Annotated in this window: 15 protein-coding genes; 6 read left to right on the top strand and 9 right to left on the bottom strand. The window is 72.3% G+C overall.

Going from position 1 to position 14,636, the window contains the following annotated elements; translation table 11 throughout:
* Positions 1–49: 49 nt before the first annotated feature.
* The 3 genes from GCE86_RS29730 to otsB all read left to right on the top strand — a co-directional run bounded on the left by GCE86_RS29730 (position 50) and on the right by otsB (position 1,919).
* Positions 50–490 carry a helix-turn-helix domain-containing protein gene (locus GCE86_RS29730; RefSeq protein ID WP_154229974.1) on the top strand — a complete coding sequence of 147 codons (441 nt, stop codon included), beginning with the start codon at positions 50–52 and terminating at the stop codon, positions 488–490.
* Positions 491–669: 179 nt separating this feature from the next.
* Positions 670–1,023 carry a hypothetical protein gene (locus tag GCE86_RS29725; protein ID WP_154229973.1) on the top strand — a complete coding sequence of 118 codons (354 nt, stop codon included), beginning with the start codon at positions 670–672 and terminating at the stop codon, positions 1,021–1,023.
* Between the two features lie 71 nt (positions 1,024–1,094).
* Positions 1,095–1,919: a trehalose-phosphatase gene (gene otsB, locus GCE86_RS29720; RefSeq protein ID WP_154229972.1), complete on the top strand. Its 825-nt coding sequence runs from the start codon at positions 1,095–1,097 to the stop codon at positions 1,917–1,919.
* A 139-nt stretch (positions 1,920–2,058) separates the two neighbouring features.
* On the opposite strand, the gene GCE86_RS29715 is transcribed toward otsB, so the two are convergent.
* The 4 genes from GCE86_RS29715 to GCE86_RS29700 all read right to left on the bottom strand — a co-directional run bounded on the left by GCE86_RS29715 (position 2,059) and on the right by GCE86_RS29700 (position 6,983).
* Positions 2,059–2,829 carry an isoprenyl transferase gene (locus tag GCE86_RS29715; RefSeq protein WP_154229971.1) on the bottom strand — a complete coding sequence of 257 codons (771 nt, stop codon included), beginning with the start codon at positions 2,827–2,829 and terminating at the stop codon, positions 2,059–2,061.
* A 60-nt stretch (positions 2,830–2,889) separates the two neighbouring features.
* Entirely contained in the window at positions 2,890–4,059 is a 1,170-nt protein-coding gene (locus tag GCE86_RS29710) for a geranylgeranyl reductase family protein (RefSeq protein ID WP_154229970.1), read from the bottom strand.
* 167 nt (positions 4,060–4,226) lie between these two features.
* Complete coding sequence (locus GCE86_RS29705; protein ID WP_154229969.1) at positions 4,227–5,102, bottom strand: hypothetical protein; 876 nt, start codon at positions 5,100–5,102, stop codon at positions 4,227–4,229.
* Between the two features lie 39 nt (positions 5,103–5,141).
* Positions 5,142–6,983, bottom strand: coding sequence for a phosphoenolpyruvate carboxykinase (GTP) (locus tag GCE86_RS29700; RefSeq protein WP_154229968.1), 1,842 nt, complete (start codon positions 6,981–6,983; stop codon positions 5,142–5,144).
* A 447-nt stretch (positions 6,984–7,430) separates the two neighbouring features.
* Between GCE86_RS29700 and GCE86_RS29695 the strand changes: the two genes are divergently transcribed.
* Positions 7,431–7,967: a GtrA family protein gene (locus tag GCE86_RS29695; RefSeq protein ID WP_154230726.1), complete on the top strand. Its 537-nt coding sequence runs from the start codon at positions 7,431–7,433 to the stop codon at positions 7,965–7,967.
* Between the two features lie 63 nt (positions 7,968–8,030).
* Positions 8,031–8,732 carry a GtrA family protein gene (locus tag GCE86_RS29690; protein ID WP_154229967.1) on the top strand — a complete coding sequence of 234 codons (702 nt, stop codon included), beginning with the start codon at positions 8,031–8,033 and terminating at the stop codon, positions 8,730–8,732.
* Between the two features lie 52 nt (positions 8,733–8,784).
* Here the strand turns inward: GCE86_RS29690 and GCE86_RS29685 are convergent, their stop codons facing one another.
* Together GCE86_RS29685 and GCE86_RS29680 are read right to left on the bottom strand one after the other, a co-directional pair.
* Positions 8,785–9,357, bottom strand: coding sequence for a PH domain-containing protein (locus GCE86_RS29685; RefSeq protein ID WP_154229966.1), 573 nt, complete (start codon positions 9,355–9,357; stop codon positions 8,785–8,787).
* Between the two features lie 78 nt (positions 9,358–9,435).
* Positions 9,436–10,311, bottom strand: a complete 876-nt coding sequence (locus tag GCE86_RS29680) for a biotin--[acetyl-CoA-carboxylase] ligase (protein ID WP_154229965.1) — start codon at positions 10,309–10,311, stop codon at positions 9,436–9,438.
* Between the two features lie 96 nt (positions 10,312–10,407).
* Between GCE86_RS29680 and GCE86_RS29675 the strand changes: the two genes are divergently transcribed.
* Positions 10,408–11,991, top strand: a complete 1,584-nt coding sequence (locus GCE86_RS29675; RefSeq protein WP_154229964.1) for an acyl-CoA carboxylase subunit beta — start codon at positions 10,408–10,410, stop codon at positions 11,989–11,991.
* A 49-nt stretch (positions 11,992–12,040) separates the two neighbouring features.
* On the opposite strand, the gene GCE86_RS29670 is transcribed toward GCE86_RS29675, so the two are convergent.
* From GCE86_RS29670 to GCE86_RS29660, 3 genes are all read right to left on the bottom strand, one after another.
* A complete protein-coding gene (locus tag GCE86_RS29670; RefSeq protein WP_154229963.1) occupies positions 12,041–12,967 on the bottom strand; it encodes a hypothetical protein in 927 nt (308 codons plus the stop codon).
* On the bottom strand, positions 12,960–13,460 hold the full coding sequence (locus tag GCE86_RS29665) for a SigE family RNA polymerase sigma factor (RefSeq protein ID WP_154229962.1): 501 nt from the start codon (positions 13,458–13,460) through the stop codon (positions 12,960–12,962). Before GCE86_RS29665 ends, GCE86_RS29670 begins: the two co-directional genes overlap by 8 nt.
* 63 nt (positions 13,461–13,523) lie before the next feature.
* The gene (locus tag GCE86_RS29660; protein ID WP_154229961.1) at positions 13,524–14,507 is read right to left on the bottom strand and encodes a ketopantoate reductase family protein; all 984 of its coding nucleotides are present in this window, start codon (positions 14,505–14,507) and stop codon (positions 13,524–13,526) included.
* Between the last annotated feature and the right edge of the window lie 129 nt (positions 14,508–14,636).

Below are 14,636 nucleotides of genomic sequence, written 5' to 3'. Positions count from 1 at the left end.
CAGCGTGCCGGGCGGTGCCCTGGAGACCGACTGGCCGTACCGTCACGGGGTGACCGAGACCGCGAACGCACGGAAGATCGCCTTCGCCACCTTCGTCCGCCGCGCCCTGGAGGACGCGCGTGCCATGCGGGCCTGGAGCGGCACCGAGGTCTCCCGGCGCACCGGCGTCTCCCGGCAGACCATCAACCGCTGGGTCCGGGGTGACTGGGCCAGCGACCCCGAGGCCGAGCGGGTGGTCGCCTTCTGCGAAGGGCTGGGGATCAACCCGGCGGCGGCGTTCACCGCCCTCGGCTGGGACCGGGCGGCCGCCCCTCGCGCCACCCCCACCGCGCCGCCCATGGACCCGGACGTCGAGGCCCTGCTGCGCCGGCTGGTCGACCCGGACGTCTCCGAAGCGGAGAAGTTCCACATCCGCGAAACCATTCGCTACCTCGCTTACCGGCCGACACTCCCTGCCGATTCCGGAAAACGAGGCAGACAGGCCGGATAGTCGACAAGCCAGTTAGTTCCGCAAATGGCGAAAGAACCGCCGGACAGATCCTATCGATCCCCTCCGGGCTCGGATCGGACACGCTAGCGTGCCTGTTTGTACTGCTAAGGGCTCGTCGTCGGCGGGGGGACGGGACACAGCCGAACCCAGCCCTGCGGGACAGAAGGAGGGGTCTGTCCATGACCCTGAAATGGTTGGCAGTCGTGGTCGCGGTGGTGTCGGTGACATCGTGCGTGACCGGCAACGTGGTGGTCGGTGTGGTGGACGGCGGTCAGCTTCCCCTGGTCGTCAACCTCTTCGCGCTCATCACGGCCGGCACCGCGGTGGTCCTCGCGGTCGTCGCCGAACTGCACGACCGGCTCAACGACCGGGTCAGCGCGCTCACCGAGTTCCTGGTGGCGCGGCTCAACGAGATCGAGGCGCACACCGGCGACCGGAACACCGGCTTCGTGGAGGGCTACCTGCTGAGCCACGGGCAGGAAGCGGCCGTGGTGCCGTTCGGGCGCCGGGGACGGGGAGCCGCCGAACGCTGACCGTCCCACGTCGTTCCGGCGTCACATCTCGGCCACGAATACGCCGCCGTGACCGGGGTACGCTGTCGCGCGTGCCGCCGTTGAATCTGGGCAACCAGCAGCCGAAAACCCCGTTGGACGCCGAGCACGCGTGGCGTGCCACCGCCGCCCGCGCGGGTGACGTGGTGCTCTTCTTCGACTTCGACGGCACCCTCGCGCCGGTCGACGACGACCCGACCGCGGTTCAGCCCGCGCCGAAGGTGCTCACCGCGCTGGAGGCGCTCGCCCCCCGCGTAGGCCGGATCGCCATCGTCTCCGCGCGCCCGGTCGAGTTCCTCCGCGACCACCTCGGCGGCCTCTCCGGCATCGACCTCTACGGCCTCTACGGGCTGGAGCACAGCCACTCCGGCGGCGAGACGGTCACCGAACCGGCCGCCCTGCCCTGGGTGCCCACCATGACCGAGCTGGCCGAGCAGGCCCGCGCCGAGTTGCCGCCCGGCGCGCTCGTGGAGTTCAAGCGGCTCTCCGTTGCGCTGCACTGGCGCACCGCGCCGCACCTCGGCGACCTCGTGCAGGAGTGGGGCCGTGCCCGCGCCGAGCGGCTGGGCCTGCGCTGCCAGGCCGGGCGCATGGTGCTGGAGCTGAAGCCGCCGGTCGACCGGGACAAGGGCATGGTCATCGGCGAGGTGGTCCGGGACGCCGGCGGTGCCTGGTACTTCGGCGACGACGTCTCCGACATCAAGGCCTTCTCGGCGCTGCGTGCCCGGGCCGCCGCCGACCCGCAGTTCCTCGGCGTCTGCGTCGCCGTGGCGAACCCGGAGACCGGTCACGAGGTCGCCGACGCCGCCGACCTCACCCTCGACTCCCCCGCCGCCCTGGGCGACTTCCTCACCAAAGCGCTAACCCACCTGCCCTGACCCCCGCCCATACCCTGCGCCGGCCGATCATGGAGTTGTGGCCCCGCGCAAAGGCCACCTCACCGGCATTCCGGGCGCCACAGCTCCATGATCGTCACGCGGATGCGGGGCGGGGCGGGCGGCCGGGGCGGGGTGGGGCTCAGGCGCCGAAGCGGCGTTGGCGGGTGGCGTAGGAGCGCAGGGCGCGGAGGAAGTCGACTCGGCGGAAGTCGGGCCAGTTGAGTTCGCAGAAGTAGAACTCCGAGTGGGCGCTCTGCCACAGCATGAAGCCGGAGAGACGCTGCTCGCCGCTGGTCCGGATGATCAGATCCGGGTCGGGCAGCCCCTTGGTGTAGAGATGCTCGGAGATGTGGTCGACATCGATCGAATTGGCCAGCTCCTCGACCGTGCCGCCGGTCGCGGCGTGCTCCAGCAGCAGCGAGCGCACCGCGTCGGCGATCTCGCGCCGGCCACCGTAGCCGACGGCGATGTTGACCTGGGCGCCCCCGCTGCGCTCCCGGGTGCGCTCCTCGGCCGCCTTGAGCGCGGCCGCGTGGTGCGCCGGCAGCACGTCGAGGGCGCCGACCATCCGCAGCCGCCAGGGGTTGCCCTCCTCGGCCAGCTCGGTGGTGAGGTCCTCGATGATCTGGAGCAGCGGGTCCAGCTCGGCGGCCGGCCGGGTCAGGTTGTCGGTGGAGAGCAGCCAGAGCGTGACGTGCCCGACACCGGCGGCGTCGCACCAGCGCAGCAGCTCCTTGATCCGCTCGGCGCCCATCCGGTGGCCGTCGTTCGGGTCGACGAAGCCCATCTCCCGGGCCCATCTGCGGTTGCCGTCGCACATCACACCGACGTGCCGGGGCACCGGCTTACCCGCGAGCTTCGCGGTGAGCCGGCGCTCGTAAACGGAGTAGAGGAGTTTCCGCAGAGTCATCACCTTGCAGGGTAGCGACCCGCGCCGACGATGAGTGTCTCGGTGCCGCATCGCACGGCGTCAGGTCGCGGCGCGGCGTGCCGACGCGCTGCCGGGTGCCAGCCCGGCGCCGATCCGGGCCAGGGTGCGGGCGTCGAGACGTCCGTCACCCAGTCCCAGCTCCACCACGGTCCGGTAGACCCGCTCGTCGCGGCGGGCGGCGCGCACGGCCGCGTCCACCACCCACCGGCGCCGGGCCAGCCAGGCCGCCACCGAGCTGTGCCGCAGGTGGGTGCCGAGCCGGCGGCGCAGCGCGTCGGCGTACCGGCGGGCCGCGAGGGCCGGGGCGTCGGCCGCGGCGGCGCCGGCCAGGGCACCGGAGCGCAGCGCGTAGAAGATGCCCTCGCCGGTGAACGGGTTGATCAACGAGAGCGCGTCGCCGGCCAGCACCACCCGGCCCCGCCCGGGCGCCGGCCGGTGGGTGGAGAGCGGCAGGTGGTGCGCCCGCAGGTCGGTCACCGCCGCCGGGTCGGTGTCCGGGAGCAGGGCGCCCAGCCGCTCCAGCAGGTGGGCGCGGGTCAGCGGCTCGCCGCGCAGCACCTCCCCGTACCCGACGTTCGCGCGGCCGTCGCCGATCGGGAAGGACCAGGCGTACGCCGGCCAGCGCGGCGACGACGTGACGATGAGCTGCTCGGGCGGGCCGGGGCGGGCGGGCGCGTAGCCCCGGATGGCGAGGGCGAGGTGCCGGTCCGGGTTCACCGGGTGGCCGAGCGCCCGGCGCAGCACCGAACCGGCCCCGTCCGCTCCGACCACCGCCCGGGCGGCCAGGTCCCCGTCGAGCACCACCCGGTCCTCGCGCACCTCCACGGTGCGTACGGTGTGCCGGCGCAGCTCCGCACCGGCCGCGGTCGCCGCCGCCACCAGCCGGGCGTCGAACACCTGCCGGGGCACCGTGTACGCGGGCCGGGGCAGCGCCCGGGCCACCGTGCCGCCACCGGGGCCGACCAGGCGCAGGGCGGGCAGCGGCGCGTACCCGTCGACCGCCCCGGTCACCCGCAGCTCGGCGAGGACGTCCAGCGCGTGCGCGGCGATGCCGTCTCCGCACGCCTTGTCCCGCGGAAAGTCGAACCGGTCGAGCAGCAACACCCGCGCCGCGCCGGCCCGTCGCGCGCCAAGAGCGGCGGCCGCCCCCGCAGGCCCGGCCCCAACGACGATGACGTCCCACACACCCCCATCCTCCCCCGCCCACACCCCGCCCTGGACCCGCCGCGCCCCACCCCACCCCGTTGATCATGAGGTTGGCGGCACCACCGGAGATCAACACCGCCGCCAACCTCGCGCACGCCGCGGCCCGGCTCGTCGGGTTGATCAAGAGGTTTGCGTCAGGCAACGGCCGGAATTTGACGCAAACTTCTTGATCAACGCGCCGAGGACGGGGAGGGCGGCGGGGTGGGCGCGTGGCCGGCGCGGCTCAGGGAGTACAGGGTCAGGAGGGCGGCCGTCACCAGGGGGGCGCCGTCCCGGACCAGGCCGTCCACGCCCAGGAGCCACCAGCACAGGGGCAGGTCCACCGCCAGGGTGGTCAGGGTGATGACGACCAGGAACCTGCGGGCCCAGGGGCGGTCGCGCATGAGGAAGGCGGTGCAGAAGAGCACGGCGTAGCTGACCGCGATGCCGGCGGCGAACCAGAACAGCACGGCCGGCACCGCGCTGATCCGCCCGTCGAGGATGGAGCCCGTGGCGATCAGGGCCGGGACCAGCATGAGCGGGCTGTAGGTGAACGCGGCCACCCGAGCGGTGAGCAGCCAGCCGGTGACCGGCGGGCGCTTCGGGACCACCTCCCGCCAGGAGATCACCCCGCCCTCGACGACCAGGCCCTTGCGGTGCCGGACCAGGTGCCCGCCGACCGCCTCGGAGCGGTAGAGCAGCACCACCACGGCGACGCAGAGCGCCGTGAGCACCGCGAAACCGAGCAGGCCGGGCAGGGGCGGCACCCCCGCCCGGGGTACGAGCAGCCGCCCCACCGCGAAGACCGTGGTCACCGACAGGATCAGGCCGAACGGCTTCGCCACCGCCCGGCCGCGCTTGACGTGCCCGATCAGCACGAGGAAGCCCAGCGACCGCAGCATGGCCCAGCCGGTGCGGACGGCGAGCCCGAACTCCTGCTCCGGGGCGTACCAGTAGTTGAGCAGCTCGACCACGATGGTGGCCGCCGCCGTGACGGCGAGCAGGGTGGTCAGCGCCCGGACGGCGGACGGCCGCCGGACCTCGACAGGTTCGGCGGCCGTCCTCATGGCATCCGGTGTTGCCCGGTGCGGGCTTCCGTCACACCTCTACTTCTGCGGCTCCGCGTCGAGCCGGGCGCGCAGCGCGTCCAGCTCGGCCCAGAGGACGCCGGGGAGCTTGTCACCGAACTTCTCGAACCACTCGGTGACCAGCGGCAGCTCGTTGCGCCACTCCTCCGGGTCGACCTTGAGGGCGATCCGGACGTCCTCCGGGGTCATGTCCAGGCCCTCGACGTCGAGCGCGTCCTGCGCCGGGACCATGCCGATCGGGGTCTCGACCGCCTCGGCCCGGCCCTCCAGGCGCTCGATGACCCACTTGAGCACCCGGGAGTTCTCGCCGAAGCCCGGCCAGAGGAAGTTGCCCTCGGCGTCCTTGCGGAACCAGTTGACGTAGTAGATCTTCGGCAGCTTGGCCTCGTCGCCGTCGGCGCCCTTGCCCATCTCGATCCAGTGCCGGAAGTAGTCGCCGGCGTGGTAACCGATGAACGGCAGCATGGCCATCGGGTCGCGGCGCACCACGCCGACCGCGCCGGAGGCGGCGGCCGTGGTCTCCGAGGAGAGCGTGGCGCCCATGTAGACACCGTGCACCCAGTCGCGGGCCTCGGTGACCAGCGGGACGGTGTCCCGGCGCCGGCCGCCGAACAGGATCGCGTCGATCGGCACGCCGTTGGGGTCGTAGTAGTCGTCGGCCAGGATCGGGCACTGCGTGATCGGGGTGCAGAAACGGCTGTTCGCGTGCGAGGAGAGGCTGTCGCTCTCCGGCGTCCAGTCGTTGCCCTTCCAGTCGATCAGGTGCGCCGGCGGCTCACCCATGCCCTCCCACCAGATGTCGCCGTCGTCGGTGAGGGCCACGTTGGTGAAGACGGAGTTGCCGCGGTCCAGCGTCCGCATGGCGTTGGCGTTGGTCTTCCAGTCGGTGCCGGGTGCGACGCCGAAGAGGCCGTACTCCGGGTTGATCGCGTAGAGGCGGCCGTCCGGGCCGAACCGCATCCAGGCGATGTCGTCACCGATGGTCTCGACCTTCCAGCCCGGGATGGTCGGCTCCAGCATGGCCAGGTTGGTCTTGCCGCAGGCGGACGGGAAGGCGCCCGCGATGTGGTAGACCTTGCCCTCGGGCGAGGTGATCTTGAGGATGAGCATGTGCTCGGCGAGCCAGCCCTCGTCGCGGCCCATGACGCTGGCGATCCGCAGCGAGTAGCACTTCTTGCCGAGCAGGGAGTTGCCGCCGTATCCCGAACCGAAGGACCAGATCTCGCGGGTCTCCGGGAAGTGCGAGATGTACTTGGTCTCGTTGCACGGCCAGGCCACGTCCTGCTGGCCCGGCTCGAGCGGAGCGCCGATCGAGTGCAGCGCGTGCACGAAGTCGGCGTCGTCGCCCATCGCCTCGAGGATCTTCTCGCCCATGCGGGTCATGATGCGCATCGAGGCGACCACGTACGGGCTGTCGGTGATCTCGACGCCGAACATCGGGCTCTCCGCCTCGACCGGCCCCATGCAGAACGGGATGACGTACATGGTGCGCCCGCGCATGCACCCGCGGTAGAGCTCCGTCATCGTCCGCTTCATCTCGGCCGGCGCCATCCAGTTGTTGGTGGGGCCGGCGTCCGCCTCGTCGACGGAGCAGATGAAGGTGCGCTCCTCGACCCGCGCGACGTCCGTGGGGTCCGTCCGCGCGTAGAACGAGTTGGGCTTCTTCTCGGGGTTCAGCCGGATCAGGGTGCCCTTGTCGACGAGCTCGTCGGTGAGGCGGCGCCACTCCTCATCGGACCCGTCCACCCAGACCACCCGGTCGGGGGTGGTCAGTTCCGCGACCTCACGTACCCAGGCGAGCAGTTTGGGGTGGGACGTCGGGGCCTGATCGATACCCCGAACAGTAGCCGGAGCAACCATGTCACATCTCCTTGTGGTCGACGCTGACCGATGTATGGGATGCACGAGTACTGGCGAGCCGGTGCGTCGCCTTCGTGGAAACCTGGGATTGGGCTCAGCGTAAACCGGGCTGCCTCCCCAGTCAGTGGGACTGGTTGTGAAGAACTGCACAAGGTACGGCCACGCTGCGGCATCGCGATCTCTTACCCGCTTTCGCGCGCAGTTTCACGCAAATCTTGCGGAGAACCTTCGACGGGCCGGTTCGCGACCAACCCCGCGGCGGTGCCGGATGAGCCGAAGCGGGCCGGGATAACACGAACGACGATTCCGTGATCTGCTCCACAATTCCGCCACGGGCGGTTACGCTCCGCTCACGGACACCGCAACTGGGCGGCCGCCGCCGCCGACTCGCCGTTGCGGCCCGTCCCCGCAGCGCGCAACCGGTACTCTCGTCGGGTGGCCGCGACGATGACCGGTGAACAACCCGGGGCTCCGCAGACCCGCCGAGGTCTGATCGGGGCCCTGATTGACCGTTTCGGTCACCTGGTGCGGGAGATGAGCAAGTTCGCCACCGTCGGTGGCTTCGCCTTCCTCGTCGACTTCGCCCTCTTCAACTACCTCGCGAGCGTGCGGCACATGCCGCCGGTGGCGGCCAAGACCATCTCCACCGTCGTGGCGGCCACCCTGGCGTTCCTGGGCAACCGGTTCTGGACCTGGCGGCACCGCCAGCGCTCCCACCCCGCCCGCGAGTACGCGCTGTTCTTCTTCTTCAACGGGGTGGGTCTCGGCATCGCGGTGGCCTGTCTCGCGATCAGCCGCTACGGGCTCGGCGCGGTGTGGCCCGGGGTGTTCCAGACCCCACTGGCGGACAACATCGCCAGTTTCATCGTCGGAACCGGCCTGGGGACGCTGTTCCGGTTCTGGGCGTACCGACGGTTCGTTTTCGTCGAGGCGGGAACTCCCCCCGTTCCGGCGACGAGCCGCGACCGAGAGTCCGGGGCGTGACCCACCGCCCATCCCGTCCTGCCGGGCCCAGCCGGCCCTGCCCACTGCCCTAAGGTGTTCCGCATGCCTCTTGTCCGTCTGCTGCCCGAGCGCTGGCAGAAGTTCATCCATGAGGCGCTCAAATTCGGCATCGTCGGCGGCATCAACACCGTCATCAATTACGCGGTGTTCAATGCGCTGGCACTCACGGTTTTCCGCGATGGTCAGCTCAAGGCCACCGTCATCGCGACCATCGTCGCGACGATCACGTCGTATCTGATGAACCGGCACTGGACGTACCGGGATCGGCCGAAGGCGGCACTTCGCCGCGAATACGCCCTGTTCTTCCTTTTCAACGGGGCCGGCCTCATCATCGAACTGGGCGTCCTGGCGCTGGCGAAGTACGGCCTCGGCGTGCACAGCCTGCTCGCGTTGAACGTGGCCAAGACGGGTGGCGTCCTGCTGGCGACGCTGTTCCGCTTCTGGTCCTACCGGACGTTCGTGTTCCAGCCGGTGCCGAAACACGCCCAGGAAACCTGGCACGTTATTCCGCGCGACGAGTGGGACAACGTGGGCGAGATGGACCCGGTGGCCGAGCTGGCCGAGTCGGTCAGCGAGCTGGAGGAGACCGAGCCGCCGCTCGGCGAGCGTCGTGCGGGCGACTACGCGCCACAACAGGTCCGTCCCGCGGCGGCCGACGCCGGCCTGGGCCCTGCCCTCGGCGCCGACCTCGACGCCGAACTGGCCAAGTTGCAGCCCACCCCGCGTCGCACCCCGCGCCGCTGACGCCGGCCCGGCGCTCCGGCGCCCGCGAGAGCGGACACCGGAGGACCCGGGATCAGGCGGACGGGTCGCGCAGGGGCTTGCCCTCGGCCATGTCGGCCAGGATCTCCCGCATCTCGCCGTCGCCCAGGCTGTGCCGGTCGTGGTGGGCCTCCACCAGCTCGTAGAGCTTGGTCTGGACCCGGTCGACGTGCGGCACGTCGCTGAGCACCGACTGGCCGCGCTCACCGGCGGACTCGATGGTCAGCGTGCCGCAACCGAGCAGCCGCTCGAGGAACTTCTGGTGCATCGCGTGGTCGTTGATCCGGGTCAGCGGCAGGTCCCGCCGGTTGCGGGAGAACACCCCCTCCTGGAGCAGCACCCGCTCGTTGGTGAAGAGGTAGTGGGTGGTGCGCCAGACCAGGAACGGCCACAGCCCCAGCCAGAACACCAGCACCAGGCCGAGCGCGGCGATCACGTAGAGCGCGATCGTGCCGCCGTCGCCCTCGGGCAGCAGGACCCAGCCCGCGACCACCGCCGCGACGGCGAGCACCAGCACCAGGATCGGCCGGATCAGGGCCTTCCAGTGCGGGTGGAGATGCAGCACGACGTGCTCGTCCTCGGTGAGCACGTCTTCGGGGAACGCCACGGGAACCTCCTCGCAGAACAGGACGGGCTGACCGTAACCGGTCGGCGCATCCTCCGGGATCGGCCGCGCGGAGGGTGCTCAGCGCAGGTGCAGCACGTCGCCCGCGGCAAGGCGCAGCTCGCCCTCCGGGCCGTCGACCAGCAGCTGTCCGTCCGGGTCCACGCCGGTGGCCGTGCCGCGCACCTCCCGGCCGTCTGGGAGCAGCACCCGGACCTGCCGGCCGACAGTGGCGCAACCCGCCAGGTAGGCCTCCCGCAGGCCACTGGCGACCGCGTCGCCCCCGGCGTCCCGCCAGCGCTCGTACCAGTCGGCCAGCGAGCGGAGCAGGGCGCGCAGCAGCGGGTCCCGGTCGGTGGCGGCGGCGCCGGCCAGCTGGAGCGAGGTGGCCGGCAGCCCGGTGGGGTTCTCCGGCAGCTCGTCGGCGCGCAGGGTCACGTTCAGGCCGATGCCGACCACGATGGCGGGCGGCGGGTCGGGCGCCGTGCCGGGCACCGCCTCGGCGAGCACGCCGGCGCACTTCGCGCCGTCCAGCAGCAGGTCGTTCGGCCACTTGAGCCGGGCGTCCAGCTCGGCCAGCAGGGCCACCGCCTCGACCAGCGCGACGCCGGCCAGCAGCGGCAGCCAGCCGTACCCCTGCGGTGGCACGGGCGCCCAGCCGCGCTCGGCGACGGCCTCGCCCGGCCGGAGCAGGACGCTGGTGGCGAGGCCGGCCCGCGGCGGCGACTGCCAGACCCGGCCCCGGCGGCCCCGGCCGGCGGTCTGCCGCTCGGCGACCACCACGAGGCCCTCCGGCTCGCCGGCCCGGGCGGCCTCGGCCACGTCGGCGTTGGTCGAGCCGGTCTCGGCGCGCAGCTCCAGCCGCCGCCAGGGCCCGTGCGGCGCCACCAGCGCGCGCTGCAGCCGGGCCGCGGACAGTGGCGGGCGATCCAGATCGGTGTACGGCGAGCCGGGCATTCCGCCAGCCTACGGCCCGCACGCCGGCCGGTCGCCGGGAAGCGGTGAGGCGCACTGCACAGCGGCACCCACCTGAACCATCGTTATATTCCCTTCGTGACTACCGAGACCGGGATCAACATCCACACGACCGCCGGCAAGCTGGCGGACCTGGAGCGACGGCTCGACGAGGCGGTGCACGCCGGGTCGGCGCGCGCGGTCGAGAAGCAGCACGCGCGGGGCAAGAAGACCGCTCGGGAGCGGATCGAGATGCTCCTCGACGAGGGCTCCTTCGTCGAGCTGGACGAATTCGCCCGGCACCGCTCGACCAACTTCGGGCTGGAGAAGACCCGCCCGTACGGGGACGGCGTGGTGACCGGCTACGGCACGGTGGACGGCCGGCAGGTCTGCGTCTTCGCGCAGGACTTCACCGTCTTCGGCGGCTCCCTCGGCGAGGTCTTCGGCGAGAAGATCGTCAAGCTGATGGACCTGGCCATGAAGATCGGCTGCCCGGTCGTCGGCATCAACGACTCGGGCGGCGCGCGGATCCAGGAGGGCGTCGCCTCGCTCGGCCTCTACGGCGAGATCTTCTTCCGCAACGTGCGGGCCAGCGGCGTCATCCCGCAGATCTCGCTGATCATGGGTCCGTGCGCGGGTGGCGCGGTCTACTCCCCGGCGGTCACCGACTTCACCGTGATGGTCGACCAGACCTCCCACATGTTCATCACCGGCCCGGACGTCATCAAGACGGTCACCGGCGAGGACGTGGGCATGGAGGAGCTGGGCGGTGCCCGCACCCACAACGCCCGCAGCGGCAACGCGCACTACCTCGGCACCGACGAGGAGGACGCGATCGAGTACGTGAAGGCGCTGCTGTCGTACCTGCCGTCGAACAACCTCGACGAGCCGCCGGTCTTCGACGCCCCGGCGGAGCTGGAGATCACCGACGAGGACCGGGAGCTGGACACCCTGATCCCCGACTCGGCCAACCAGCCGTACGACATGCACCGGGTCATCGAGCACGTCCTCGACGACAGCGAGTTCCTGGAGGTCCAGCCGCTCTACGCGCAGAACCTCGTGGTCGGCTTCGGCCGGGTCGAGGGGCGCCCGGTGGGCGTGGTCGCCAACCAGCCCATGCACTTCGCCGGCACCCTCGACATCGCCGCCTCCGAGAAGGCCGCCCGGTTCGTGCGCACCTGCGACGCGTTCAACATCCCGGTGCTGACCTTCGTGGACGTCCCCGGCTTCCTCCCCGGCACCGGCCAGGAGTGGGACGGCATCATCCGCCGCGGCGCGAAGCTCATCTACGCCTACGCCGAGGCCACCGTCCCGAAGGTCACCGTCATCACCCGCAAGGCGTACGGCGGGGCGTACGACGTCATGGGCTCCAAGCACCTCGGCGCGGACCTGAACTTCGCCTGGCCGACCGCGCAGATCGCGGTCATGGGGGCGCAGGGCGCCGTGAACATCCTCTACCGCTCCGAGCTGGCCAACGCCGAGGACCCGGCCGCAGTCCGGGCCGAGAAGATCGCCGAGTACGAGGACACCCTGGCCAACCCGTACATCGCCGCCGAGCGCGGGTACGTCGACGGGGTGATCCCGCCGCACGAGACGCGTACCCAGGTCGTGCGGGCGCTGCGGGTGCTGCGCACCAAGCGCGAGACCCTGCCCCCGAAGAAGCACGGCAACATCCCGCTGTAGCGCTGTCCGCCGAGGCCCCCGACGCGCGTGCGACGGGGGCCTCGGCGCGTCAGCAGCCCGGGTTGGCCGCTCCGCACAGCCGCCGGGCGGCCACCCTGCCGAGTGCCTCGAGCTGTGGGTAGCTCAGGCCCGGCCCGCTGCCGTCGACCCGGTCCTCGATCGTGCCCGGGCCGGGCACGATCACGGTCACCAGGTCGCCGAGCCGGACCACCAGCGTGACGTCGACCGACCCCGCCGGCCCGACCGCCTTCCCGCTGGTCTGGTCGCGGGCCTGGTCCGTGACGTGCCGCAGCATCACCGACTGGTCGCCGGCGAATCCGGTGACGGCAGGCTCCCAGCGGTGCTCGGTCTCCGCGGTCACTGTCCGGCCAGTCTGGGTCAGGAGCGAGCTGGTCTGCCATTGCGGGCAGGCCGCCAGCATCCGATCGATGTCGCCGAAGAGTCCCAGACCCCACGGAGGGTCGACCCGGTACACGTCCTGGCTCAACACCGGGACATCACCCGACGCCCCGGCCACGGGCCGCAGCAGCGTCCGCGAACGGGAGTAGCGGGAGACGGTCGGCTGCAGATAGATCCCCTGCTCGCGGGCGCAGGACTCCAGCTGCCTGTCGACCCGCACCGGCTCGGCCAGGCCCGTGTCGCCGAGCCGTACCCCCGTCTTGACTGTGAGGTCGCGCGGCTCGAGCAGCACCGCCTCGGGAATGTCGGCGCGGCCGGACGGCGCGGGGGCGACCGGCGACGCCGCCACCGTGCCCGTCGGACCGCCGTCCCCCACGGCGCTGGTCGGACCGGCGGCCCGCCCGGCCTCCACGAGCGCGGTGCCCGAGGCCACCGCCAGCACGGCGAGCGCCGCCGCCACCACCGTGCGCCGGCTGCGCCGCCGGGCGCGGGCCCGGATCTCGGCCGGCTCCGCCCAGCGGACGCTGTGCAGCTCCCGCTGCAGCAGTTCGACGAAGGTCAGGTCATCGTCACGCATCGGCGGCCTCCTCCAGATCCACGACCGCGAGCAGTCCGGCGAGCGCGGCGCGCCCCCGGGAGAGCCGCGCCTTGACCGTGCCGACCGGCGCCTCGGTCTCCCGGGCCACCTCGGCGACCGGCATGCCGCACAGGTAGTAGAGCGCGATGGCGGTGCGCTGCTCCTCGGGGAGCCGGCGCAGCGCGGCCACCACCTCGACCGTGTCCGTGGTCGGCGCGGGAATGCTCTCTTCCGCCCCGTGCCGCAGGTAGGCCCGGGCCCGGCTACGCAGGCTGCGCCAGCGGCTCACGGCGATCCGGCTGGCCACCACCCGCACCCACGCCTCCGGGTCGTCGTACCCGCGCACCGTCGACCACCGCTGCCAGGCCCGGATGTACGCCTCCTGCACGGCGTCCTGGGCCTCGGCGAGGTCGCCGGTGAGCACGTAGACGAAACCGAGCAGCCGTTGCCGGCTGCCCCGGTAGAACTCGTCGAACCCGTCGACGTCCGGCACCCTGCTACCTCCCCCGTGGCGGTCGCAGGAGAGACGCCTGGAGCCCGGGCCGCGGTTGCCGGTTCAGCCGACCATTTTCTCCAGCTCGGCGAGGGGGAAGCCGCCGGCCGGGATGCGCTCCCGGACCGCCCGCCGCACGGCGGCCTGTACCGCCGCGTTGGCCGGGGTGGGTACTCCGTGCAGCCGGCCGAGCAGCACGATCTCGCCGTTGAGGTGGTCCGCCTCGGCGGAGCCGGCGCCCCGGGCCAGGCTCTGCCAGGTGGAGCCCCCGGCCCGCTCCTCGCCGTCGACCGGCCGGTGCCGCACGCGGTCGCTCCGCTCGGCGGCCTCCTCCTCGGGGGTGGTGTGCGCGATGCCGGCCGCTGCCAGCGCCGCCTCCCCCTCGGCGCGTACGCGGGCGGCCAGCGCCTCGGGCGCCTCCCGGCCGAGCAGCGCCTGGACGCCGTTACCGAGGTTGCCGAGGAGCTTGCCGTACTTCCAGCGCATCACGTCGTCGCGGACCGGCGCGACGAACCCGGCGGCGGTCAGGTCGGCGGCGACCGCGCGGCTGGTGTCGTCCGCACCGGACGGATAGCGGCCGAGGTGCAGCATCCCCGGATGCGGGTGCCCGTTCGCCACCACGACGCCGGGTTCCAGGTGAGTGGCGGGCAGCCAGACGCAGACGGGGTGCACCCGGGCGAACAGCCGCAACGCGGCCGGCTCGTTGGCGACGCCGTTCTGGGCCAGCACGATCGGCAGCCGCTCGCCCGCCGTGCCGCCGCCCTCCACCGGGGTGTCCACCCAGGTCGCCAGGGCCGCCGCGGTGTCCTGGGACTTGACCGTGAGGACCAGCACGGTGTCCGCCGGCAGCGGGCGGTCGTCCGGGCCGGCCACCGCGGGAAGCCGGCCGGTCACCGTGCCGTCCGGCGTCCGCAGGGTCAGGCCCCGCTCCCGGAGGGCGTCCAGGTGCGCGCCGCGGGCCACGAGCGTCACGTCGCGGCCGGCCTCCCCCAGCCGTACGCCGATGGTGCCGCCGACCGCGCCCGCCCCGATGATCACGTATCGCACCCGTCCGATTCTGCCCCGCCCCGACCCGTCCCGCCGGGTGATCCACTCCACAGCGGGAACCGGCGCTCGGTCAGCTCACGATGGCGAGGTGGCAGAGCCAGCGCTGGCCGTGACCCACCTCGTCCATGC

Origin of the sequence: Micromonospora terminaliae, from assembly GCF_009671205.1 — a bacterium.
Classification (GTDB): Bacteria; Actinomycetota; Actinomycetes; order Mycobacteriales; family Micromonosporaceae; genus Micromonospora; species Micromonospora terminaliae.
The sequence above is the reverse complement of the archived record's forward strand: the minus strand, read 5'-3'. Positions and strand labels throughout refer to the sequence as shown.